The organism is Janthinobacterium lyxosi (assembly GCF_051380665.1).
Classification (GTDB): domain Bacteria; phylum Pseudomonadota; class Gammaproteobacteria; order Burkholderiales; family Burkholderiaceae_D; genus Janthinobacterium.
The window spans coordinates 1-21,968 of sequence record NZ_JBNYXM010000050.1 but is presented as its reverse complement, the minus strand read 5'-3'; the positions used below and the strand labels follow the sequence as shown (position 1 = coordinate 21,968).

Genomic DNA, 21,968 nt, shown 5'->3' with positions numbered 1-21,968 from the left:
ATATCCCGCAGCGCGCCTTACACCACCAGACACCCATCCAGGCGCTCAAAGAGTGGCAGGCAAAGAAGCCGGATTTATTTGTTAAACGCGTTTATAACCAAGCGGGTCTTGACATTTGTCAAGACCCGCCTGGTTATATATGCTTTTAACGAATAAATCCGGCTTCTTCTTTTGCCATTTTTTCATCACCCGAATCGGTGTTGCATTATCCATGGCGCGCTGGGGGAATGTTGTGGTTATAGATTTCAGGTAGTTGCGCAGCGTCGATTCCAGTCCAGCCCTGGAGCCATATCGGTCCATTTCCGCGCGTAGTGCACTGGTCAATCTGTTTGACACACCTTAGACTGGATATATAATGAAAATTATATAAAAAGGATGGCGTCATGCTCGCAGTCAAAGTAACTACCGTAGGTGGATCTGAGGGGCTGATCTTAAACAAGGAGGTCAGGCGCATCCTGAACGTGCATAAAGGCGACACCCTGTATCTGACCGAGGCCCCGGACGGCGCGATGCGCATCACGCCGTACAACCCTGAGTTTGAGCGCCAGATGGCCTTGGCCGAGTCGATCATGCACGACGACCGCGAGATCCTGCCGGTGCTCGCTAAATAAACTGGCAATGCGTGCAGCGAGATACCGTTTTTGCGGTCCACGATAAATAGCTCGCAGTGCACGGTGGCTTGGCCGGCCTACGCGACCTCAATACCGTGGAGTCGGCGCTCAATCGGGCCCGGAACCTTGACGTCTATGGCAATCCGTCGCCGGATGTAGCCGACATTGCGGCGGCCTACATCTGCGGCATCGCCACCAGCCACGGGTTCAGCGACGGTAACAAGCGTGCCGCCTGGGTGATCGGCCGCCTGTTTCTGGCGATCAACGGCGAGATGCTTGTGTTCATTGAGGTCGATGCCATCAACTTTATGCTGGTTGCCGCCGCCGGCAATATGACGGAGCTGCAGGCGGCTGACTGGATACGACAGCGCCTTGTCACAGCATAATCCCTATGCCTTCGTCTTCAGTTGCAGGTAATTCTGGTTCGCGTCGATGTAATACAGGTAGGCGCGGATGAATGCAGGTTCATTTGTAGCTAATGCTGGTTTGAGGGGGCTGTCAGTTGCAGTTAATCTTGGCCGAGAATCGGCTGGAATGCAGGGCTACCCCGTTTTAAATGCAGGTCGTCACTACACCTAGTATCCCACAACACTCTATTTTTTGTGTACATGAACATGATGAGGCGGAGAAGTGATGAATTTTCATTTTAATTCAATTACTTATGATTGAATATGAACAAATGCAGTTGCCATTTAACATGCCCAGCGCCTTGACTTCGTTGGAGCGGGCGACAGCGCACCCGTCATTGTTCGAGAGCACCACCACCGGCCGATCACGCAGCCGCGGATTCATTGCCTGTTCGCAACTTACATACATGTTATTGACGTCCACTAGGGCGAACAACTGGGCGCGTGCATCAGCCATGGCTAGACCCGCAACTTGCGCACCACGCCGGTGACGACACCCCACACCTGCAGTTCGTTGCCTTCCACCAGGCGTATCGGCTTGAATGCGGGATTTTCAGGATGCAGCTCGACGACACCGTGCTGGCGGTACAGCCGCTTGAGCGTATATTCGCCATCGATCACGGCCAGCACGTAGTGGCCGTGCGCAGCTGTCACTGAATGGTCCACCAGCACGATGTCGCCATCCAGGATGCCCACCCCGGACAAACTCATGCCCACCACCTTGAAAAAGAACGATGCTTCCTTGTGCTGGACCATGAAGGTATTCAGGTCCAGTCCCTTTTCCGTATAGTCGGCCGCTGGCGATGGGAACCCGGCGGGAATTTTCTGGCAGAACAGTGGCCGTGTCGCGGGTTCAGCGGATAGTCGGGCAGGTATTCCAGCATGCGGAGCGCTGATGGTTGGCTGGATGCGGGCGAAGTTGGCCATGATAATTGCTTCCTACTGTGTTTACATACAGTATATCCGTAATGCCAGCAGACCGATAGCGCCTATCGAGCGCACCTGCTTGTGTTGTTAGGTTTTTAAGGCATTAGATATCTGCAATTGCGTGAAGTGGTTAGACGCTGCTTCGAGGGCAGCAATGTTGTTCTCGCCGGGCGTGAGCCATGCAGTGCAGTGTCGACTGCTGTGGTATTCCCATAGTGCGTGCGCCAGGCGCGGGTCAACATATGCATTGACTATCATTAGTTCTGTAGTCAAGCGAATGCAATCCTCCATCCGATCATGTGGAATATCATTGATCTTGGCCAATGGAATTGCCTGAACCGCAGCAGCTATTGCGTCTTTCGTCCGATTTGGAGAATCTGGGCTATTGGTTCGGCCAAATGAGCCATAGTATGCCGACGTGATGCTAATGCGCGAATGTCCGAGTTTCTCGCTCACTTGTGCACGCTTTAAATCTAAATCCTCCTTCGCCATCTGCCCGCCTGTACCGCCTAATGTTGGTGGTATTACGGATGCAATTAACGCGGCATTTTCTGCATACTGAGCACGTAACCCATGGCCGGATACATTGCTGTCTTTCTTGGTAATTCCAATCTTGGCGAGCATTCTATGCCATTTACCCAAATTATATTCAATGCTAGCCGTTTGTCCATTGTGTTTCATCTGCCAACCAAGATATTCATTTTTTTTACTAATTTTTTTATTTGATCAAGCACTATTCGCTGCTCAGCAGTATCGATATAAATATCTCTCGGACGTCCGCCTTTAGTTTGGTATGCAGCAAAGCGGTCACCACGATCGACCTTCCAAGGACAACACTGCATAATCTCGTGTCGCCGTAATCCAAAAGCAACTGCGATCCGCAGCATTGCACCAAATCGTTGGTCGATAGCATCAGCCTCTTTTACCTTTTCGACAACATCAATGCCATTTTCTGCCCAACTTTTGCTTCGAGTAGCTGAGCTTTTCACACGTAGTTCTGAAGGGGGAACATCGGGTAGATAATGAGATACATTTTTAACCATGTTAGCTTTTCCGATCCATCGGCAGAATTTCCGTAAATACGATAGATTACTTTGTATGGTTTTAGCCGTATATTCATTTTGATACCAATACTCGCAAAGAGCTTTCATATGTTTTTCACTAAGATTCTCAGGATTTGTTAACCGATAATTTAGGTCAAAAAGCAGACGGAAACTAGCTCTCAGGTGCTCACCGGTAGCAGATTTTGTACGCTCACTCGCCACTTTACCGTTCACACGGGTGCCTGCGTTCTTGTGCAAAATCGCATTAAGCTGAGATATGAGTGCCGTCATATTACCCCTATATGGTTGTGATAAATATAATATTGTCGCGCTGCCTATACAAGCAATAGCGCGGGATTGTCATAACGATAGTGCCGTCAATGCATGTAAGTTGCCGGGGAGAGGGTCCTAACTTAAGCACACTAATTTCACACTACCTTCCCTCTTGGCAAAAAGGTAACGTGCCGACGCCTTCCGGCTGCCGATCGCCTGACTTACGGCTGCCAGGCCTAGAACTCTCACGTGGTTTCTCACGTAGCGCTTCCCGCCCTCATGGGCAGGTCTGTGGTGGCGCTAGCACCAATTGGTCTTACTCTCGCCCCGTAGGCGTCGCGGAGGCAGCAATGGCGCTGGCACGTGGCCAACGATTCATGCGTCTGGGAGCTTCCAGATATCCGCCCTTCTATGTCTCTTGGTCTAGGTCATGGCCCAGACCGGTGCCATCGGCGCAGCTGCTGTCGAGCTGCTCGTATCGCTCCCAAAATCGACCGCAGCTTTCGCGCCTATCAGCGCGAAAATCACGTTCAGTGGGAAATCAGTGTTTCTAAGCGACGTCTTACCCTGATGTAGCCTGGGTTTCGCTGTCACTCAGTGTTCGTCAGAAGTTTTAGTCCTGTATAAAAAAAAGGCCAACGGTGGCCATGGACGAACTACAACATGAACAATTTGAGGTGGTAGTGCCAAGGTCTGTGCGCTGGCTTGGGGAATTGCCGCATAGGCGGCGGTACAAATTGGTGCTTTTCGATTCCGAAGGAACTGAAAAGAAGATGGCTGAAACAATGCCGCATAGCGACGAAGGGATATTAGCGTTTCAACTGACTTAGGTCAATCGAAAATAGATCAAAAAAGGGGCATATTTGTAACAACAGAGGCACTGGCCGAACGTATCTTAACTCCTATTGCAGCAATATGCAGCGTAATGCAACGAAACGTACATAAATGCATCAATCAGCAGCAATGAGCAGCGTTGTGCAACATTGTGAAGCATATCCAGTTGTGATGATTGTCCTCAAAAACTTAGGAGAGTAGGCGTGACTGAACTGACGTCAGCTGGCATGACCAATATAAAAAGAACGAATACAGCTGAGTTAAGAAGGTTGTTTTCAAGTATTAATCTCTTGCTGGATGAAGGCTATAACCACAAACAGATTTGTGCTCATCTAAATTCGAAAGGAATTACGATTCCTTACGCACAGTATCGGGCTATCATGACTCGCTTAAGGAGGGAGAGCGAAGCATCTAAAATGTTGCTTGCCTCGAGGATTCAAGTTACTCCAGAAAAGAAGATTCTAGAAAGCCGAACTATACAAGAAGCGAGATCATTGAAAACGGTGGAGGATTTAAACAAAACTGGCAAGGAAAAGAAATTCACATGGAACCCTGGTTCTGAAATTGAAAAATGGTAATTTTTAATGGAGTTTGATATGCATACTGTTCACTTTGTATTAATGGGTAAAGGTGGTGTTGGAAAATCGATGGTGGCATCGATTCTGGCCCAATTCTTAAGTACGCTCGACCGTAACCTTTTTTGTGCCGATACCGATCCAACGAATATGACATTCGCGCACTATAAAGCACTTAATGTTCAGCACTACAATATTTCGGACGATAATCTAAAAGTAGACACCCGGAAGTTTGACGCGCTAATCAACCGTATTGCAGAACATGAGGGTGACTGTGTTGTCGATACTGGGGCATCCTCGTTTTTGCCCCTGATGCACTACCTGCACGAAAACAAAATGCTCGAGCTGATCGAGAGCACAGGCCGACGTGTAGTCGTACATACGCCTCTGGTAGGCGGGCAGCCGCTGATATTGATGTCTACGCCACGTACCTCGACGCCATGTCGCACGGCGTCCTGTACCAGTTGCGACGGACTGTAGAAACCCATTGGCTGGCTGTTCAGCAGGGCGGCCAAAAACGCGGCCGGTTCATGGTGTTTCATCCAGCTCGACGCATAGGCGAGCAGGGCAAAACTGGCAGCATGCGACTCAGGAAAACCGTACTCGGCGAATCCCCGGATCTGCCCGATAATGCCGTTAGCGAAATCCGCGCTATAGCCGCGCGCCGCCATGCCGGTTTTGAGCTTCTCCTCGAACTGCTCCAAGCCCCCTTTCCGCTTCCATGCGGCCATGGCACGGCGCAGCTGATCTGCCTCCCCGGCCGTGAAACCCGCAGCGACCATCGCGATCTGCATTACTTGTTCCTGGAAGATTGGGATACCCAGTGTGCGCGACAACACCGCCTCCATTTCCGGACTGGGGTAAGACACGGGATCGGTCCCCTCGCGTCGGCGCAGGTAGGGATGGATCATCCCCCCTTGAATCGGGCCTGGGCGGATAATGGCCACCTCGATCACCAGGTCGTAAAACGTCTTAGGCTTCAGTCGCGGCAGCATCGACATCTGGGCTCGACTCTCGATCTGAAACACGCCGACTGTGTCTGCCTGGCAGATCATCTCGTACGTCGCTGCATCCTCTTTCGGAATGTCCGCCAGTTCAAATCGCTCGCCGCGCCTGGCCGAGACCAGCTCCAGTGTGCGACGCATGGCACTCAACATGCCCAGCGCCAAGATATCGATCTTTAACAAACCCACCGCATCCAGATCATCCTTATCCGACTGCACGATGGTACGGTCCTCCATACTGGCATTTTCCACCGGCACCAGACGCGACAGCTTGCTGTGCGAGATCACGAAACCGCCTGGGTGCTGTGACATGTGCCGAGGAAAGCGTATCATGTGCTCAGCCAGGAAAGCCCACTTCCTGGCGACGTCGGACTCAGGATCCAGTCCGCAGCTGTGCATCCGTTCCGCCAGTTCGGCCCGCCCTCCCCATCCGTGGTTGGCCTTCGCTACCTTATCGACAGATCAACGCCGAGCGCGGTGCCGACATCGCGCAACACGCTCTTCGGGCGATAGCTGATGACAACAGCAGTGAGTGCAGCACGGGTCCGACCATACTTTTGATAGATATACTGGATCACCTCCTCGCGACGCTGGTGCTCAAAGTCCACGTCAATGTCGGGAGGTTCATTACGTTCCTTGGAAATAAATCGTTCGAACAGCAGGGTGCCACGCGATGGATCGACCTCGGTCACGCCCAGGCAATAGCACACGGCGCTGTTGGCCGCCGAACCGCGTCCCTGGCACAGAATCTTGTTGGCCCGTGCGAAGCGCACGATATCGTACACCGTGAGAAAGTAGCTTTCGTAGGACATCTCAGCAATCAATTCGAGCTCCCGCTCGATGAGAGACTGGACGTTGGCCGGCACGCCGGAGGGATACCGCCAGTGGGCACCAAGGTATGCCTGCTGCCGCAAGTAGCCACTCGGCGTCATCCCCTCAGGCACAATTTCCACCGGGTACTCGTAACGCAACTCGTCGAGCGAGAACGTACACAGATTTGCGACGCGGACCGTTTCCTCGAGCGCGGCGCGCGAATAAAGATTCCCCAGCCGAACCCTGGAGCGCAGGTGCTGCTCGGCGTTTGACGCCAGCCGATAGCCTCAGTGTGCGACAGGCACACCATGCCGGATCGCGGTCATGGTGTCCTGCAGGGGCTTGGCCGAGCGCACATGCATTACCACATCACCGGTAGCCACCACGGGTAAGTCGAACTGCGCAGCGACAGCAGCGACGATGTCCTTGTGTTCCTGGTCGCGCGATCGGAAGTGCAAGGTTAGTGCGATCCGTGCACGACCGGCGGCACATTGCAACAGCCAAGCCCCCTGCCGCTCGATGACTTCGAGCCCCACACCATAGCGCGGCAGCAGTATCAGCTGACAATCGGGCATACCACACAACGCCGCCAAGTCAGGCGGCGGTGCCGCGATATCGCGAGGCCGCACAAGATACTCTCCCTTTTTCGCGCGCCGGCGCGCAACGGTGATCAGCTCGCACAAGTTGCCATAACCGTTCCTGTTCATGGCCAGGATCAGCAGAGAGAAGGGCGGTGTACCATCCTCCGGCGTCACCAACATCTGGCTTCCTACCAACAATTTAAGGCCGGCCTCCTTGGCGGCGAGATGTGCCTTTACCACGCCGACCACCGTGCATTCATCGGTGATCGCCAGAGCGTGATAGCCAAGACCAGCGGCGCGCTGCACCAGCTACTCGGGAGCGGACGATCCATGCAAAAACGTAGAATGACTCACGCACTGCAATTCGGCGTAGGAGGGGAGAGGGATCGCCATGGCTCGCATCCGTCAAGCGTAAAGCCCATGCCAAAACCAGCGACTATCCGCAGCGCGCTCAAGGTAAATCCAGTAACACGTCGCATCGGTACCTTGCGCAACATAGTAGTCGCACGCAACCGACTTCGCATCCGCAATACTGGTAATCGTTAACTCGATTTTGCAGTTTGGGACAGGCCGCTTTCCTCAACAGTGCTAAATGTCAGACTAAGATTAATCTCGGAGACTTGCTAACGTTTTTTTGATAACCCCAATACAATCAATGAGTTAGGTTGTATTACTGAGTAATACAGTATGCGCCGGATTTGACCGCGCTAAAGCATTCCCCCTTTTGATACGCAATGAGGAAGCACGCCTCATCAACAAAACGCGGATTACAATGCATTGCCAGAGTTCTTGTCGGTCCATTGATCTAGGGCAAAACATCGAGCATTAATTTCTGTTCTGACTCCTCGCTGCTCCATTGCAATAAAATTTGTATTAAATCAAAGAGTTATATCGTATTACTCTGTAATATCTCGGACATCAAAAATGTAAAGCTAGGTCGTTACGCTAGTCAGTTGTACTGAATTAATGCCGGTGATTACCCGCATGATCAGGAATCCTGATTCAATCATTTTCCGCTAGTGGTTTCTCATTCTTCCACCGGGTTGTAGTCGTTCATAGACATGCAGCAGCAGACTACGTCATGTTAGCCAGATATGCGCATTGCTGATGTATAGCCAAGTCCCACGTTATTCACCTCTCCAGAATGCGTACAGATCTCATGTAGTTGGCTGAGGTAGGCCAACTCGAATGTACAAGCAACAATCGCATGCCACTACAAATGAGTTCATCAGATGTTGCCCTGAGAAACCCTGTGCTTGGGCAGTAGCCGAATGCAGAGCTGCCGCAGCCTATGTTACTAGCTGTGGAGAAAGCGTCATTTGCCACACATCGCCGTTACCCTCGGCACACCGTAGCGGTCTCAACGCGTGTGTGCGATACCTTGCAATGACGCGGCGCCGGCAAGGTGCGGCTGAATGTCAAAATTGCCCGTGATTCGCCTGATTACGTGGCCTTTATGCACACCCTAGCACTTGCCGCACGGCACCGTTGCTATTACCATGTTTCCAGTGCGATTAGCGAACGTTTTTTCTGCGTCGGGTGGGGCGCTGGAAGCCAAACCGGTCAAACTAGGTCTTGCAGCGTGCGCCCCCGCTCGGTGTAGGCGACGTGCAGGCAGCGCCCAGCGCGTGGCATGGACGGCAACTGCATAACGCAGCGGTGTCTTCACCTGCCGCAGGATCTGCGCCACCCTGGCCGTGGATTTTTCCAAGAAGACTCAGATATCCTGCTCAGCCTTGTTACTGTCGCACGGTCCACTTACCAGTGTCAGGCTGCTTACGCGGTTAGAGCCGCCGTAGGCGCGCATGCAGGTAGCTCGGAGGTGTTCTATCTGCAGCGGGACATCGGTCGAGTCGTAAAAGACGCAGTTGCATTAAAATTTCTTTTACAGATACACGCGCACTTCATAGCCGGCGAGCGTACCCTACCGATAACCGATGCCACTGATGTAGGTTATCAGCAACAATTGCATGTCGAAACGCACCAGTTCCTCGGCTAGGTACGCTTCCGCCGCCTGAGGGAGCAGCCCGGCACCTTCGCCATCACAGATAGAGGCAGCACGCTACACTAGCTCGAGCAGAATGCGCATGACTGGTTCGGACACGCCGTTGGCATCGACAGTGTCTTCGATACGGCAGCTCGCCGCGCCCGCAGTCTTGATGCCGAGCTCGTAGCAAAAACTGCAGTGGCTCCAAGGAGCTTTTATCAAGAAGTTCGTCGACAAGCTGAATACTGAACGGAAGCGGTTTGTGTACACCCGTGTACGGCTGCAGGCAAGCAGGTTCTTTGTTCTCTTCGGTGTGCACGGTATCAAGGGCACTGTCGTTTATCTAGCGCAATACAGCCATGGCGAGAACTTGCGACCTCGCCACGGAAACACGTGGCAGCTTGCGTTTATGCACCTTGTAACGGAGGCAGTAACTTCACAGCCTTGCTCTCCTTGAGAATTTTTCAAGCCGGGGTGGTCTGGCTTGTGTCCGGCTTGATTGTGGTTCGTATCGTGCATTCCATGTAGCTTTTCTGCTGTCGCAACTTCATGTGAACCACTGGTACCGCTCTTTTCAGCAGCAGAGGAAGCATCCCAGCGTCAGTTTTGTACCTATTTGCGACGTAGTGCCTGAGAGCTTTTGCCTTCAGGCACTGTCTTGGGTTAACTTAAACTCTCGAGGTTTTCCTGGGCGGGGTAGTTGACTTCTAATGAGATCTTAGTCTTCGGTAATTGTGAGAGGCACTTTCACATCTCAATCCTACCTCGCTGCGAAGTGCAGGAATACATGACGAGAAAAATGATCGATTAGAGCCGAAGCATGAACACCACGATCTCTGGCTTCAAGAGTTTAACTCCCCGTAGAAGCTCCCTTTTAAGAAAGAAATGCATTACAGCTGAGAATATGCCCACAAACATGCATGCAAGTAAACGACAGAACAGACGGTACAACAGGGTTGAAGACTATCTGGTTACCATGGCACCTAGTTATATGGACTCGAATGCCCCGAGTACTTCCTGTCGTGCTGGATGGGCTAAAACCACAAAAGAATACGAGGACTTTCTAGCGTATAAGTACAGCATACAAGAAAAGCCATTTCAGCCACGATGCCTCTGACGTCTTACCAGGTGAGACGCAACGAATCTTCCTCATTTGAACACCAAGCTATTTGGCGCACTGTTGGAATCGCTCCAGTGCTCTTGTCGCTCTGATTCAATCCAGACCGCGGGAGCATTCAAGTACCGTCAGACATGTCGGTAGGAACAGATCGCGAGGTCCTGAGTCAACATCGAGTGCGTAGTGTGTCAACGGCTGGTTTGAGTGGCTGAGTGCCGCTACTCAAAAAGGGCTATATGAGCATGGCCATGCAGTACTCATGGTGCCACAGTTCTCTGTATGTGAGGTGGCTACCCAATGTACATAGGTGGTGGGGAAAATCAACGGGCCGCACCGGACTCCTAATTACTTCAGGCCAGTTTTTCTGATAGGTATGCCACTTGACCTGGACTGTTCAGTAGTGCATCAACGCCAGGCAGCGATGTAACCTAAATGCTGCCGATTTTCTAAGCAAAAAAATGGTTTTTTGTATGCGAATCAACATTGTGGAGAGAGGAACTTAGAATGATGATATTGGACGGTCACCACAAGCACATATACAGGAGGAGTTTTTCTGAAAAGCTAAGCAGCTTGTATTAGGTGAGCTTTAACGGGGACCATTAATAACAGGCCCTGTTAGAGCTCCTCTTTGAGTAGCCAGAAATCCGCCCCCTTACCTGCTGATCTCTGCATAGAACATCTAATTCCCTTCTCGGAAACATTGAACAGCTTTAAATGCACTTGAAAAATCACTGGTGGTGAGTATATAAATGCTTTCCGAAAACAAATCACCTAACGGTATAGCTTTCGAAGGGGATATCTATGCGGATAATCTGCAGCAGCAACTGATCCGGATGAGATCAGATTGACTCCCCGCTGCATCTCACCATGGATAACAAACCATGCTTCCATCATGATAAATCGTTGATGAATGCATGCCTGGTACGTTAAAAGTTATAAAACGGGGAGCTAAGTAAATTCTTATCTAAAGAATAGTCCCTGTTCGATATCACCATTCGTGTCATGGATAATTTTCGCACCTAGAGGAAACGGTGGCAGAGATGATTCAGGGCACCCTATTGTTGTCATCATCCATACCACTCTTCCGTCCGACTGAAATTAGTCGTTTTTTGTCTACATGATATGTCGATGTTGAATCGAGCGAAACTGGTACTGGCATAGTGCAGCGACGAGCCAATTTGATGCGATGGCTACATTACGGAATGTAGGCACAGGGTGAGTGGTCAATTGCATATCTGGCTGCGATTACAACAACAGTTATAGATGATATCGTTGTTCTTTATAGGCGGATAGGTTGGGGAGAATTGGTTAGCCTGGTGTGGAGCGAAGACCCGTCATGGTGGACTTGTCAGCATTTGATTTCACCTGACTTATTTGATGTGAAATCAATTTCAAAAAAAAAGCCTGAAAATCCCAGGCTTTTGACGTTAAATAGATCAAGTTATTACTCAGTAATACTATATAAGTCTTTGATTTAATTGACTTTATTAATTTACTCTGTCACTTCGTCGGCCATTTTTCTTAACATTTCGTCAATTTTTTGGTGCACCATCGCAGCATCGATCGAGCGGTCTGAAATACGCACGATAATGTCGCGGTCCTTCGCCTGCGTCAAATACCGCGGTGCACCTGACGAAGAAGGAATTAAGTGCTTCTGCGCTCGGGGAGGGCGGCTGGCGGCGTTAATTTGCTGTGTGACCCACATTTGTATCGATCCCTGGTCGGCGCCTTCTTTGAGGCGCTGGATGGCCTTCAGGATGACGTGGTGATGGGTAGGATAGGTCTCCCAAAGAGAATTGATTACCTTTGCCGCATGGGCGCCAAATAAGCCAGGTTCTTCATCCAACAGGCTTAGTACTTCGGCAGGCAGGTTGAGCATCGCCAAACCATTGGAGACCTTGGCCTGGGAACACAGGAACATCGCAGCGACCGCCTTTTGTGTGGTCGCATATTCCTTGCTCATCGCTTTGCGGAACATCAGTGCTTCTTCATATTCAGTCGGAGGCACACCGGTGTTGTCGACCATGACGTCCAGCTCGGCTTCACGATCCGTCCGCGAAACGACCAGGACACGCGCCTGTTTCCAGCCGATGTTGATGGCGGCCTTCTTGCGGGTCTGTCCTTTGATGATCTCGTAGCGCCCGTTAGGCATCTGCCGTGCCGTAATGGGTGTGCTTTGTCCAGCGCTCAGGAACGACTGTGAAATTTCGTCGATACGTTCCGGGTCATATTTCAACCGGGTTTGAAATGGGCTGTCGTCGAGCAGATCCAGATCAATCAGCTTCTCCACGCCGAGCGCATTCACCGGCGCTACAACTGCTGGGGTGTTGGCAGGCTGGGCGTTGTAAGCCACTTCAGCTGGTTGATCCTGGCGAATCTCTGTCGCTGGGGATTCTGCCGGCGTATCAAATGCAGTCGATGCGGTGATGCCGGCCTGCGGCACCAGACGGCCAGACTGAATCAGGCCGGATACTTTCAATGGTTTTCTGCTCATAATTTTTCCTGCCCTGGTAATGTCGTGCCAGCCAAGCGCAGGCCGTATAGTTTGATAAGCGACTTGGTTAAGTCGATGATGTCGCGTGCGCCCCCACTGTTGGGCTCTTTCTCCAGCACGGGGCCATTGCTGCTGATGTTATCGGGATCCGATTCGCGCAGGAAGCCCACAAAATCACGGATGATGGTGTCGTTGATCTTGCCAGGAAATTTCGGCAGTAGTTTTGACAGCTGGTACTGGTGCGGTGTTTTCGACGTATTGAACTGGTTCACCACAATGTGCACGTCCAAATGAATTCCTTGCCGCCCAAAAGCAGCATTGATTTCCTGTACGTTCGATGCGAGCACGTCCAGTGCTGCAATGGCCTGTCCTTCGGCTGTCACGACGGTCAGCAGGGTCTTGCAGGCCACCATGAACGTCGTGGCCAAGACGGATGTTCCTGGTGCGGAATCAATGATGATGACGTCGTACTGGCTGAAAAACTCGATCTCCGCCTCCAGCAAGCGTGTAAAAGCCTGCTCCCGGTTCATGGCGCCCATCAGCCAAGATTCGTCGACCATGGTGATGTCGCTTGGGATCAGATCCAGCATGCCATCCGGATAGATCGAGCGGATCGCCTTTTCTGGATGCGCACGCTGACCTTGCGAGGTGCGTTTCATCAGCTCGCCAATGTGCGTAATTTCTTCGTCAAGCCAATTGATGCCGTACAGGCTCGTCAGCGACGACTGTGGATCACCATCAATCAACAGCACGCGGTAGCCTGACAAGGCGATGCAGCTGGCGACGTTACCGCAAATGGTGGTCTTGCCGACGCCGCCCTTGGCCATGCGCGTGTCGATTACCGGGGGCAGTGTCAAAGGGCGTTTGGTATCTGGAGGAATATTCAGAAGTCCGAAGCGGATAGCGCGGATTTCAGCGGCACTGTAGAGCTTGTGCTTGTTGTCTGCTTGTTCACGATACCGTGTGCGAAACGTTTTTGGCGTACCGGTGAAGCCGCTCAATTCCATCGCTAGTTTCTGCTTTACACCTTCAAATGCGCGCATGGGGATCCCGTGGTGATGATTATTTCAATAATGATAGCGGGTTTCAATGTACTTTTCAATCGAACTTTTCCAAATAAAGGGAGATTGATGAAAATAAAGTCTATCGACAAGTTAAAAGGAATAGTCACTTTCAAAAGCCCGGAGGTGGTTTTTGGGGTTGCATCAATGCAAAATTTGCAAATCCGGGAATAGGGGGAGCTATCGGTATCCATAGGATGTAAGTTTATTGCATTAATTTCAATAAACTACATCGAGAGGACGAAGGTGTGTGATAGGTGAGCCTTAACAGGGAGCTTTTACAGGGAGCATTAAGAGCTGAGGTCGCTAATGAGTGAGCTTTTACAGGTACGTCTAATCATATGAGTGGACATGCTTGGATTTGACGAGAAAGTACGCGTGTGAGTCACTGTTGAGGTAGTTTTCGTGTATCAAATTGGTTCGAAATAGGATGATATGAACATCTAGCCAGTATATAAGTTGCATTATTGCAACTTATAGGAAATATCTGGAAACAATATTGATGCATAGTCCCTGTAATCTCTCACCTTTAGTGTGTTGCATGCGTTATGAGTCGATGAGAATATGAACCTTACGCATGACCATATGCTGCACTGGAACTCCACAGTGACGAAACAGGAGCTTTTACAGGGACTGATGTGTATACGTCGCGTGTCTTTGTTTATTTGTTAATCAATTGCTTAATTAGTAAATGGAAAGTGCGCATGCCTGCAGAAACGGTGTTTATTTGTTAATGTATTGGTGATCTCTTTTTTGCTATTCGCCTATGGTGAGGTGCTACGGGAACAATGAACGAGGTGATTGCTGTCGATCTATCATTTGTTAAAGAAACATTTTTCGAATAGTAAGGTGGGGTGTAGATTGGTCGGTGAAGCTGAAAACTGTTCAGTATTATGACATTGTCATCTAGTAATCTGGTTTGAAGACGCTATATTGTTCGCGATATACTTGTAAAGTTAGTATGTTTGCTTGGATTGCATGACTGATTTTTCTCATGAAAAGCTGTAATTATCCTTTGGCAAATGAAAAATCTTAGTCTTTTACTAAAATATTCTTATTTTTGGGTACTGGATTCTGCGTTAAACCTTCATTGGAATATTTTTTTTTGCTTGAGAGGTTTTTTGATAAAGAACCCTTTTAAAACCTTAAATACAAATTAAGCTCGCGTAGACCGGGCATTCATGCGGCTTTCCGAGGGATTCGGTGAGCTTGACCGGGGACAGGGGTGAGGTTGTACGGGGAGTTGGGTGAGTCGGTTCAGGGAGTGAATGTTTTTAAGGTGAGGCTATACGGGTAGTGAGGGGAGGGGATACGGTGACTGAAGACCCTTCAGGTGAGCTTACACAGGGACAGTGGGTCAATGGAGATGGGGATAACTATTTTCCAGGCTGTTGTGCCAGGTATAGCTTGATGTGGTGTGTGCTGTGCTTATGTGGTTCCTGTGTCGGGCGTATCCGGCTGGTGTTGGTTTACCGGGGGCGTGACAGTGGGGGCGCTAATTCTTAGGTGAGCTTTTACGGGGAGTTGTTTTCCTGATCACCAGGTTAGGTATCCGTTGGTGTTGGTGATGGTTCTCTGGGGAGCTTCCACAGGGAGTGTTTTTGGTAGTACAGGCTATTTGTGGTGGCATGCAGGCGTGGTATGGTCAGTAGGTGCCATTTTTATACAAAATAGGTCAATTCGGTGCGGTGACAGGTGATGGAGGGCGCTGTGCTGCGTCTGCTGCGTCGATAGGTGAGACTACACAGGGAGTGCGCAGCATGTGGTGACCGATATGGCCATGCCATGGACAGCTTGCAGGTTCCGTGGTTGTGGCTTGGGAAAGTACTCTGGGCCGCCAGCCATGCGGTTTTGGCGTTGTTTGCTGGTTCCGGCGTTGCGAATCCAGGTGAGCTTGCACGGGGAGCTTGCCACTCAAAGGCTCTCATTCGAAACGTGCAGCCCCTGTTTTAAGGTGAAATATTTTTCAGAAAAAAATCACTTATTTTGGTGAAATTTCATGTGAGAGCATGCAAAGGTGAGTCAATTCGCGTTATAGTTCGCACCATGTAAAGGCGAGTATGGGCATGTGGAGCCATGCTTTCTCGATGAAAGAGGATCGGCGTGGCAACGAGAAAACCCAAGGCAGCCAAGAATGGCGAACTGACATCCCCGTCGATGGAGTTTCGCAAAACGAATGATGCGATCGGCCTGCGCGTGCGGGAAGGCAAGATGTCTTTGCTCACCCGTAAGGTGTTCAACGTCATGATGTACCACGCCCAGCAGTTGAAGGTCACGGGCGTTAATTCGCCGATCGATACGCCGGCGTCAAAAAAATACTTCTGGATTCGCTTGGCGGATCTGGCCCGCGATGCTGCGTATGACAGCAAGGACACCGAGTTCTTGAAGGCCCAGCTTGAAGAGATGCAGAACATCAAGCTGCTGATGGAAAATGACCGCCAGTGGACGTCCGAGCGCCTGGTCGCTTCAGTCACGTTGGTCAATCCGATGGGTTTGAAAAAACATTCCGGGCAGGTCTGGTTTGGCTTTGCGTTTCCACCGGAAGTGCATGAGCTGGTCATGGCCCCGGGAACCTACACCCGCTTCAGTATTTTCTATCAGGGCTTGCTGCGTTCTGGCTCTTCCCTGGCACTGTATGAAATCTGCCGCCGCTACGCCACCAATCCCTCCAAGGTCACGCTGATCGAGACATATGAGCATTGGTATGGCGCGCTGACTGGTAATCCCGTGTCCGAGGATGCGCCGCCGCCGCAATATAAATATTTCAAGCGCGATGTCATCCGGCCGGCGATGGCGGAGATCAATGCCCTTACCGATATCCAGGTTGAGCTGATCGAACACCGTGTTGGCCGTCGCGTCGAGCGCCTGCAGTTCCGCGTCGAGCATACCAAGCAGCCGCAGCTTGGCTTTGCAGCACCACCCGTCATCGATCTGGAACTCATGGGAAGCATCATGAAATTTGGCCTGACCCAGGTCGACGCGGCAGATGTGATGGCACAGCATGGCGATGACAAGATCCGTAGTGCCGTGGCCTTCGTACAGGCGCGGATTGATCATAAGAGCAGTGCGCCATTGGATTCGCCGGCCGCGTATTTCCGCTGGACGATGAAGCAGGGCGCCGATGCGGCGAAAAATCTGCAGCTCAAAAGCAGCGCAGCAAAAAATAGCGTCGCCAAGAAAGATAGCGGAACGACGGTATTGGAGAAATTCCTCGCGGCTAGGGCGCAGGACGCGTATGACCTGTACAACGAACTCGACAACGCCGACCGCAACGCTATTTTCGAGCGCTTCAAGGATCAGAATACGAATACCGCCGTCAATCTGGACCGCGGTGTGGAGAACGTCCTGGCACGCTCGCTGTTTACCAACTGGTACGCCCAGGAGCTATGGGGTGAACCGACCATTGAGGCGCTGGCCGCCTTCGTCGAGCAATTCAGCCTGGCGCCCCGCTAGCTGCGGGCCCGAAATCAGCTGCGGCACCAGTTTCTCTGTCTAGATTCGCCGGCGTATTCAATATCATGCCGGCGCCTGACCGGACCTTCAGCGCTAGGCGCCCGATAGATCGATCGTAATGCCGCGGATAAGTGCTGCGCGCAGCTGCGCTGCATGCTGTTCCCGGAAAGCGGCCGGTACCGTGCCTGGATCAGCTGTTTGCACTGCGAGCTGATGGCCCTGCAACGTGGCGCGCAGCAGTGGTACACCTGACGATGCCATCGTCGTTCCCGAGAGTACTTGTACGGGAAGAGCAGGCTGGCGCAGTACTTGGTCGGCGGCAGCGGCGGCGTGGTGGTTCGAAGGATTCAATGGCAATGTTCGTAAATAGCTGACCGCTTTTTCCAGGGCATTCTCCAGCTCGGCGATACGTTGTTCTGCCGTTGGATTAATGGGAGGCATCTTTGGGGCTTTCAGAAGAGGGTGGTGGAGCATCATCGAGATCGTTGCTGGACGCTGATTCTACCGTGCTTTGCTGCAGCCCGGAACGGCGGCACCATGCCGCATGGGCATGCGAAAAGCGCCGGGCAAATTCCAGCCTGGAATAGCCCATGTACTCCTGCACCGCGGCCAGGCCCAGTCCATCCTCGAGCAGGCTGGCGCCGTAGGAGTTGCGCAGGGTTTGCGGGCTGACCCGTTCACCGCCAGCCATGGTTCCCAGATCGGCCAGCAGCTTTTTCGCACCGACGAATGCGCGTGCATAGTCGATTGGCTGCTCCTTGTCCGACGGAGTCCCGGGAAACATCAATCCTTCGTTCCTGCTCAACGCCAGCCACCGGTCAATCGCTGGCCAGGCAGCCGGATGCACCAGGGCGCGGTGCGATGTCATGGTGCCGCATTGCGGCGCAAAGACAAACCGTTCGTGTCCATGTCCTACACAATTAACTGAGGTTATGTTGGCTTGTCCAGGCTTAAACCCAGCGCCCAGCATCAACGCACACATTGCCTTGGCGCGAATGCGCACCAGGTTTTCCTGGTCCTGCGGATCGTTCATATCGCACAGCAGGGCAAACATGCTTGCCCGCTCAGTCGGGAAAAGGAAGGGCATAGGCTTTTCGTCGGCAGGTGGGGTTGCCGGGCGAAAGGTCGCTTCGGTTGGATTGAGGAAATCAGGAACAGCTTGCTGCAGAGCAGCGTACGCGCGCCGTAGTAACAGCGCATAGCGCTGACGCGCTTCGACCCGCTTGCATACGCGGGCCTGATCCAGAAAATGGCGGATATCCTCCTCACCGGCAAGCATAACGTTCTTGTCGCGGAACGTCCGCAGGTGGGCAATGAAGATCGCCCACATCGACGTGTAGACCGCGATGGTTTTGGCGCTGAAGTTGTGGCCTTTTTCGTATGCGTCTTCTTCAAGCCAGTGGTGAAAGGCGGTCTTGGGATCAGTCACCCATAGGAGGCTTTTATTGTAGACGGTGTTGGCCGCGCGTGAGCGCGGTGAATTGTCTTCCATAAGTTAACCTCAGTTAATTGCGTCACCATGATGAATTGTAGCCTATTTTTATTGCCTCTTAGGTGTAAAGGTTCTACCGGATTAATAGCGAGATGCGTCGTCCTGCTCAGGACTTAGCCACGAGCCTGTCGACGCCAGCGTTGACATGACTTTCCGAAATTACTGCTAAGGTCATTGAAAGAGGCGAGACTGTAGTGGTTTAATGTACCCGGACACTGATTTAGGCGAGAATGCTCGCCATGGAGAGGTGTTTGATGAGCAAGCAAAGACGTACGTTTTCCCCTGAGTTCAAACAGCAGGCGGCATGCCTGGTACTGGATCAGGGATATAGCCATACAGAGGCAAGCCGGTCTGTCGGCATCGGCGAATCAGTGCTGCGCCGCTGGGTGCAGCAGCTTCAGTTGGAGCGGCAAGGCATCACGCCGCAGAGCAAGGCAATGACGTCAGATCAGCAACGAATACAGGAACTCGAAGCGCGCATTGAGCGTCTCGAGCGGGAGAAGTCCATTTTAAAAAAGGCTACCGCGCTCTTGATGTCGGAAGGGATAGAACGTACGAGGTAATCGATCAGATTTGTGGGGACGAATCAATCGAGTTGATTTGCGCGGTGTTCGACGTGGCGCGGTCATCCCTGTATGCGCATCGGGAGCGCGCCCGGCACATTGATGTTGAGCGCATGGCATTGCGTATCTCCGGACAGACCAATGCTGCTGATTTTGTTTCAGGCAAGATGGTGGGCGGCTACCGCCTTTATGATCGGGATGGCAACATCGAATCGCAGGTAGAGCAAGATGAGCTTGGCCGCGAACATGGCATAGCGACGACGTATTTCAGCGACGGCCAGCTGGAGTCGCAGGGGCAATGGCGCGATGGCCTGCCTGTGGGTGTACACAATAGTTACCATCCCAATGGTAAGGTAAGCATTCGTCAGATTTACAGCGACAAGGGCGTGCTGGCGAGTACCCAGCAGTTCACCGAGCAAGGCGCGCTGGTGTATGCAGATGGTCAGAAGTCGAAAAAATGAACTGACGCTGTGTGCCGGGCTCCCGGAGCATTTAGAGAGGAGTAGCAATGATGCGCGACCTCGTGGGGTTTCGCTTCGTTTTGCAGGTGGCGAGGTTGGCTGAAATTGGCCAAGAGTAGCCATTTGATCGACAACTTTTTGAACTTATCATGTTGGAAATACCGAAGCTAATAGAGCCCGTCTTTCGAGAAGCAGGCTGGAAGGGACCGAAGAGCCAAGCCCCACTGGGCAAGACGCCAGCGTCTACCTATGCCATCGCCAATCAAATAGTTGATGAGTTCGGAGGGTTGACTGTAGGCACATGTGGCTTAGGAACAGAAATGGCATCGTGCGACGTGCGCTTCTACGAGCGTCTTCGTAGCGGTCTGTTTCAAGCTTGGGCAGAACAGATTGGTGAGGTTGTCGCATTTGCCTCGGCCCATCATGACCACATGATCTTGTCAGTCGGCACTGATGGGACCTATTATGTATTTACCGATCCTGACGGCCAGCTATACCAAGGCCCGCAGAATTTTGGAGAGCTGATGCGTCGTTTGCTTTGGGGCTATTCGTACGGTTCCACAATTTCAAAAGACGCGTACCAGTTCTAAGTCACCGTCCGCAGTGGGGCGGAACCTGCCAGCGGCGGCAACCGGCCAGGAGCTGACTGTCGAGCACCCAGTGAAGTGCGTGAGTTAATGTGATTCCGGGAGCGCTTTAGCGAACTTCACCCGGAGTATTAAAACGGAGAGAGCATGGAAGGTCCTGATCCAAACACCACATACCCGATGCCTGGATTCCCGCAAATCTGTTTTCTAAAGAATATTGTCACCCGTCCCAACATTGAAATCGGCGATTACACCTATTACGACGATCCTGACGGTGTAAGCCAGTTTGAAGACAATGTCCTGTACCATTTTCCGTTCATCGGCGATCGCCTAAGAATCGGCAAATTCTGCGCGCTCGCGCGTGGGGTGAAGTTCATCATGAACGGCGCCAACCATCAAATGAACGGGATTTCAAGCTATCCCTTCTTCATTTTTGGCAATGGATGGGAAACTGCACGTCCTATCGAGGGCGAATTGCCATACAAGGGCGATACGATTATCGGCAACGACGTTTGGATCGGCTACGATACGCTCATCATGCCTGGGATACGGATCGGCGATGGCGCTATCATCGCTGCGCGCTCGGTTGTCACCGCCGACATTCCCCCGTACGCCATCGTAGGCGGCAATCCGGGACGTGTCGTCCGGGAGCGCTTCGATTCCGCTTCTGTGCAACGGCTATTGGAAATCGCCTGGTGGGATCGCCCAGCAGAATGGATTGGCCGGCACCTTGACCTGATCCGAGGCGGGGACGTTGACGCGCTCTATGCCGCCGCCCGGTGAGGTCCTGCACATGGCCGAGGCTGGGCCGACCGTGGCCAGCAGCACACCTGCCTCATTCGTTCTATCTAAACGTCAACGTACCTGCGTTTTTCAACACAATAGGCCAATAGCGGCCAGTCAACTCGCCCCAAAAAATCCTACAATTTATATGACGACCCTTTTAATCATTGACATGCAAGTTGGAATGACTTGGCCTAAAGCTGAGGTTCGGAATAATCACCAAGCTGAGGACATGATTGCTAGGCTTCTGAGGGATTGGCGGCTTCGAAAAGCGCCAGTGGTTCACGTTCGCCACATCTCTAGAACGCCCGGTTCGCCGTTTTGGCCTGGCCAACCTGGTGTAGAGTTTCAACCGGAGTTGTCGCCATTGACGCATGAGCATGTGGTCGAGAAGAATGTGCCGGATGCCTTCATCAACACCGGTCTTGACCGCTGGCTTCATGCGCGCGGAGAATCAAGTATCGTCATCGTCGGAGTAAGCACCAATAATTCTGTGGAGAATACAGCGCGGACCGCAGGCAATCTAGGCTTCAAAACCTTCGTTGTATCAGACTGTACGTATGCATATGCGAAAACCGATTTCAACGGGGTAGCGCGTTCTGCCGACGAGGTTCACGCGATGGCGCTTGCTAATCTAGATGGTGAGTATGCGTCAATTATTCGCTCGGGCGATGCACTGAATGTGGTGCATTCTCTGGTTTAAAAAACTGAGGTGCGGTCGTCAATCGGCCAACAGCAGACATTTGGATTGCGCAGGAAACACTCATCACCCGGAAGCCACCTGACTGAGGTACCCTGACTTTTTCGGACACTCTTGTTTGGTAAACTTCACCAACTGGAGAACTTATGAAACGCTCAACAACATACACGCCAGAGCTTCGAGAAGAAGCAGTAAAGCTGGT

General features: G+C 51.9%; 16 protein-coding genes and 3 pseudogenes. 10 read left to right on the top strand and 9 right to left on the bottom strand.

Annotation, left to right across the window (positions count from 1 at the left end; genetic code table 11):
- Positions 1–383 precede the first annotated feature (383 nt).
- Both ACQ4WP_RS27800 and ACQ4WP_RS27795 read left to right on the top strand, forming a co-directional pair.
- Positions 384–611: an AbrB/MazE/SpoVT family DNA-binding domain-containing protein gene (locus ACQ4WP_RS27800; RefSeq protein ID WP_436526334.1), complete on the top strand. Its 228-nt coding sequence runs from the start codon at positions 384–386 to the stop codon at positions 609–611.
- A 68-nt stretch (positions 612–679) separates the two neighbouring features.
- Entirely contained in the window at positions 680–997 is a 318-nt protein-coding gene (locus tag ACQ4WP_RS27795; RefSeq protein WP_436526332.1) for a type II toxin-antitoxin system death-on-curing family toxin, read from the top strand.
- A 301-nt stretch (positions 998–1,298) separates the two neighbouring features.
- On the opposite strand, the pseudogene ACQ4WP_RS27790 reads toward ACQ4WP_RS27795, so the two are convergent.
- The 4 genes and pseudogenes from ACQ4WP_RS27790 to ACQ4WP_RS27775 all read right to left on the bottom strand — a co-directional run.
- A pseudogene (locus ACQ4WP_RS27790) lies at positions 1,299–1,454 on the bottom strand (Y-family DNA polymerase); the annotation flags it as partial.
- Between the two features lie 23 nt (positions 1,455–1,477).
- On the bottom strand, positions 1,478–1,945 hold the full coding sequence (locus tag ACQ4WP_RS27785; RefSeq protein ID WP_436526330.1) for a LexA family protein: 468 nt from the start codon (positions 1,943–1,945) through the stop codon (positions 1,478–1,480).
- Positions 1,946–2,032: 87 nt separating this feature from the next.
- Positions 2,033–2,569: a hypothetical protein gene (locus tag ACQ4WP_RS27780; RefSeq protein WP_436526328.1), complete on the bottom strand. Its 537-nt coding sequence runs from the start codon at positions 2,567–2,569 to the stop codon at positions 2,033–2,035.
- A 53-nt stretch (positions 2,570–2,622) separates the two neighbouring features.
- Positions 2,623–3,279: an integrase domain-containing protein gene (locus ACQ4WP_RS27775; RefSeq protein ID WP_436526326.1), complete on the bottom strand. Its 657-nt coding sequence runs from the start codon at positions 3,277–3,279 to the stop codon at positions 2,623–2,625.
- A 1,019-nt stretch (positions 3,280–4,298) separates the two neighbouring features.
- Here ACQ4WP_RS27775 and ACQ4WP_RS27770 point away from each other — a divergent pair.
- Together ACQ4WP_RS27770 and ACQ4WP_RS27765 are read left to right on the top strand one after the other, a co-directional pair.
- Complete coding sequence (locus tag ACQ4WP_RS27770) at positions 4,299–4,673, top strand: hypothetical protein (RefSeq protein ID WP_436526324.1); 375 nt, start codon at positions 4,299–4,301, stop codon at positions 4,671–4,673.
- A 6-nt stretch (positions 4,674–4,679) separates the two neighbouring features.
- On the top strand, positions 4,680–5,150 hold the full coding sequence (locus ACQ4WP_RS27765; RefSeq protein WP_436526322.1) for a nucleotide-binding protein: 471 nt from the start codon (positions 4,680–4,682) through the stop codon (positions 5,148–5,150).
- Here the strand turns inward: ACQ4WP_RS27765 and ACQ4WP_RS27760 are convergent.
- The 3 genes and pseudogenes from ACQ4WP_RS27760 to ACQ4WP_RS27750 all read right to left on the bottom strand — a co-directional run.
- A pseudogene (locus ACQ4WP_RS27760) lies at positions 5,075–7,470 on the bottom strand (error-prone DNA polymerase); the annotation flags it as partial. The gene ACQ4WP_RS27765 and the pseudogene ACQ4WP_RS27760 overlap by 76 nt on opposite strands.
- A gap of 4,194 nt (positions 7,471–11,664) precedes the next feature.
- On the bottom strand, positions 11,665–12,666 hold the full coding sequence (locus tag ACQ4WP_RS27755; protein WP_436526320.1) for a ParB/RepB/Spo0J family partition protein: 1,002 nt from the start codon (positions 12,664–12,666) through the stop codon (positions 11,665–11,667).
- The gene (locus ACQ4WP_RS27750; RefSeq protein WP_082654459.1) at positions 12,663–13,709 is read right to left on the bottom strand and encodes a ParA family protein; all 1,047 of its coding nucleotides are present in this window, start codon (positions 13,707–13,709) and stop codon (positions 12,663–12,665) included. The genes ACQ4WP_RS27755 and ACQ4WP_RS27750 overlap by 4 nt, the downstream gene beginning before the upstream one ends.
- Before the next feature lie 2,121 nt (positions 13,710–15,830).
- On the opposite strand from ACQ4WP_RS27750, the gene ACQ4WP_RS27745 reads away from it, so the two are divergent.
- Positions 15,831–17,180, top strand: a complete 1,350-nt coding sequence (locus ACQ4WP_RS27745) for a RepB family plasmid replication initiator protein (protein WP_436526318.1) — start codon at positions 15,831–15,833, stop codon at positions 17,178–17,180.
- A gap of 93 nt (positions 17,181–17,273) precedes the next feature.
- Here ACQ4WP_RS27745 and ACQ4WP_RS27740 read toward each other — a convergent pair whose 3' ends face one another.
- Together ACQ4WP_RS27740 and ACQ4WP_RS27735 are read right to left on the bottom strand one after the other, a co-directional pair.
- Complete coding sequence (locus ACQ4WP_RS27740; RefSeq protein WP_436526316.1) at positions 17,274–17,621, bottom strand: hypothetical protein; 348 nt, start codon at positions 17,619–17,621, stop codon at positions 17,274–17,276.
- The gene (locus ACQ4WP_RS27735; RefSeq protein WP_436526314.1) at positions 17,608–18,672 is read right to left on the bottom strand and encodes a tyrosine-type recombinase/integrase; all 1,065 of its coding nucleotides are present in this window, start codon (positions 18,670–18,672) and stop codon (positions 17,608–17,610) included. The genes ACQ4WP_RS27740 and ACQ4WP_RS27735 overlap by 14 nt, the downstream gene beginning before the upstream one ends.
- A 254-nt stretch (positions 18,673–18,926) precedes the next feature.
- Here ACQ4WP_RS27735 and ACQ4WP_RS27730 point away from each other — a divergent pair.
- From ACQ4WP_RS27730 to ACQ4WP_RS27710, 5 genes and pseudogenes are all read left to right on the top strand, one after another.
- Positions 18,927–19,360: pseudogene (locus ACQ4WP_RS27730) on the top strand (transposase); the annotation flags it as partial.
- Positions 19,349–19,696 (top strand): toxin-antitoxin system YwqK family antitoxin, encoded by a 348-nt coding sequence (locus ACQ4WP_RS27725; RefSeq protein ID WP_436526337.1) that lies wholly within the window; start codon positions 19,349–19,351, stop codon positions 19,694–19,696. The pseudogene ACQ4WP_RS27730 and the gene ACQ4WP_RS27725, both read left to right, overlap by 12 nt.
- A 149-nt stretch (positions 19,697–19,845) precedes the next feature.
- Positions 19,846–20,286, top strand: coding sequence for an SUKH-3 domain-containing protein (locus ACQ4WP_RS27720; RefSeq protein WP_436526312.1), 441 nt, complete (start codon positions 19,846–19,848; stop codon positions 20,284–20,286).
- 144 nt (positions 20,287–20,430) lie between these two features.
- Positions 20,431–21,066, top strand: a complete 636-nt coding sequence (locus ACQ4WP_RS27715) for a Vat family streptogramin A O-acetyltransferase (protein ID WP_436526310.1) — start codon at positions 20,431–20,433, stop codon at positions 21,064–21,066.
- 148 nt (positions 21,067–21,214) lie between these two features.
- Entirely contained in the window at positions 21,215–21,769 is a 555-nt protein-coding gene (locus tag ACQ4WP_RS27710) for a cysteine hydrolase family protein (RefSeq protein ID WP_436526308.1), read from the top strand.
- Positions 21,770–21,968 lie beyond the last annotated feature (199 nt).

What these genes read in the sequence shown, in the direction of transcription:
- ACQ4WP_RS27710 (WP_436526308.1), top strand. Translation starts at nt 21,215, where the DNA reads ATGACGACCCTTTTAATCATTGACATGCAAGTTGGAATGACTTGGCCT.
- ACQ4WP_RS27800 (WP_436526334.1), top strand. Translation starts at nt 384, where the DNA reads ATGCTCGCAGTCAAAGTAACTACCGTAGGTGGATCTGAGGGGCTGATC.
- ACQ4WP_RS27780 (WP_436526328.1), bottom strand. Translation starts at nt 2,569, where the DNA reads ATGCTCGCCAAGATTGGAATTACCAAGAAAGACAGCAATGTATCCGGC.
- ACQ4WP_RS27775 (WP_436526326.1), bottom strand. Translation starts at nt 3,279, where the DNA reads ATGACGGCACTCATATCTCAGCTTAATGCGATTTTGCACAAGAACGCA.
- ACQ4WP_RS27750 (WP_082654459.1), bottom strand. Translation starts at nt 13,709, where the DNA reads ATGCGCGCATTTGAAGGTGTAAAGCAGAAACTAGCGATGGAATTGAGC.
- ACQ4WP_RS27785 (WP_436526330.1), bottom strand. Translation starts at nt 1,945, where the DNA reads ATGGCCAACTTCGCCCGCATCCAGCCAACCATCAGCGCTCCGCATGCT.
- ACQ4WP_RS27715 (WP_436526310.1), top strand. Translation starts at nt 20,431, where the DNA reads ATGGAAGGTCCTGATCCAAACACCACATACCCGATGCCTGGATTCCCG.
- ACQ4WP_RS27765 (WP_436526322.1), top strand. Translation starts at nt 4,680, where the DNA reads ATGGAGTTTGATATGCATACTGTTCACTTTGTATTAATGGGTAAAGGT.
- ACQ4WP_RS27740 (WP_436526316.1), bottom strand. Translation starts at nt 17,621, where the DNA reads ATGCCTCCCATTAATCCAACGGCAGAACAACGTATCGCCGAGCTGGAG.
- ACQ4WP_RS27735 (WP_436526314.1), bottom strand. Translation starts at nt 18,672, where the DNA reads ATGGAAGACAATTCACCGCGCTCACGCGCGGCCAACACCGTCTACAAT.
- ACQ4WP_RS27755 (WP_436526320.1), bottom strand. Translation starts at nt 12,666, where the DNA reads ATGAGCAGAAAACCATTGAAAGTATCCGGCCTGATTCAGTCTGGCCGT.
- ACQ4WP_RS27720 (WP_436526312.1), top strand. Translation starts at nt 19,846, where the DNA reads ATGTTGGAAATACCGAAGCTAATAGAGCCCGTCTTTCGAGAAGCAGGC.
- ACQ4WP_RS27725 (WP_436526337.1), top strand. Translation starts at nt 19,349, where the DNA reads ATGGCATTGCGTATCTCCGGACAGACCAATGCTGCTGATTTTGTTTCA.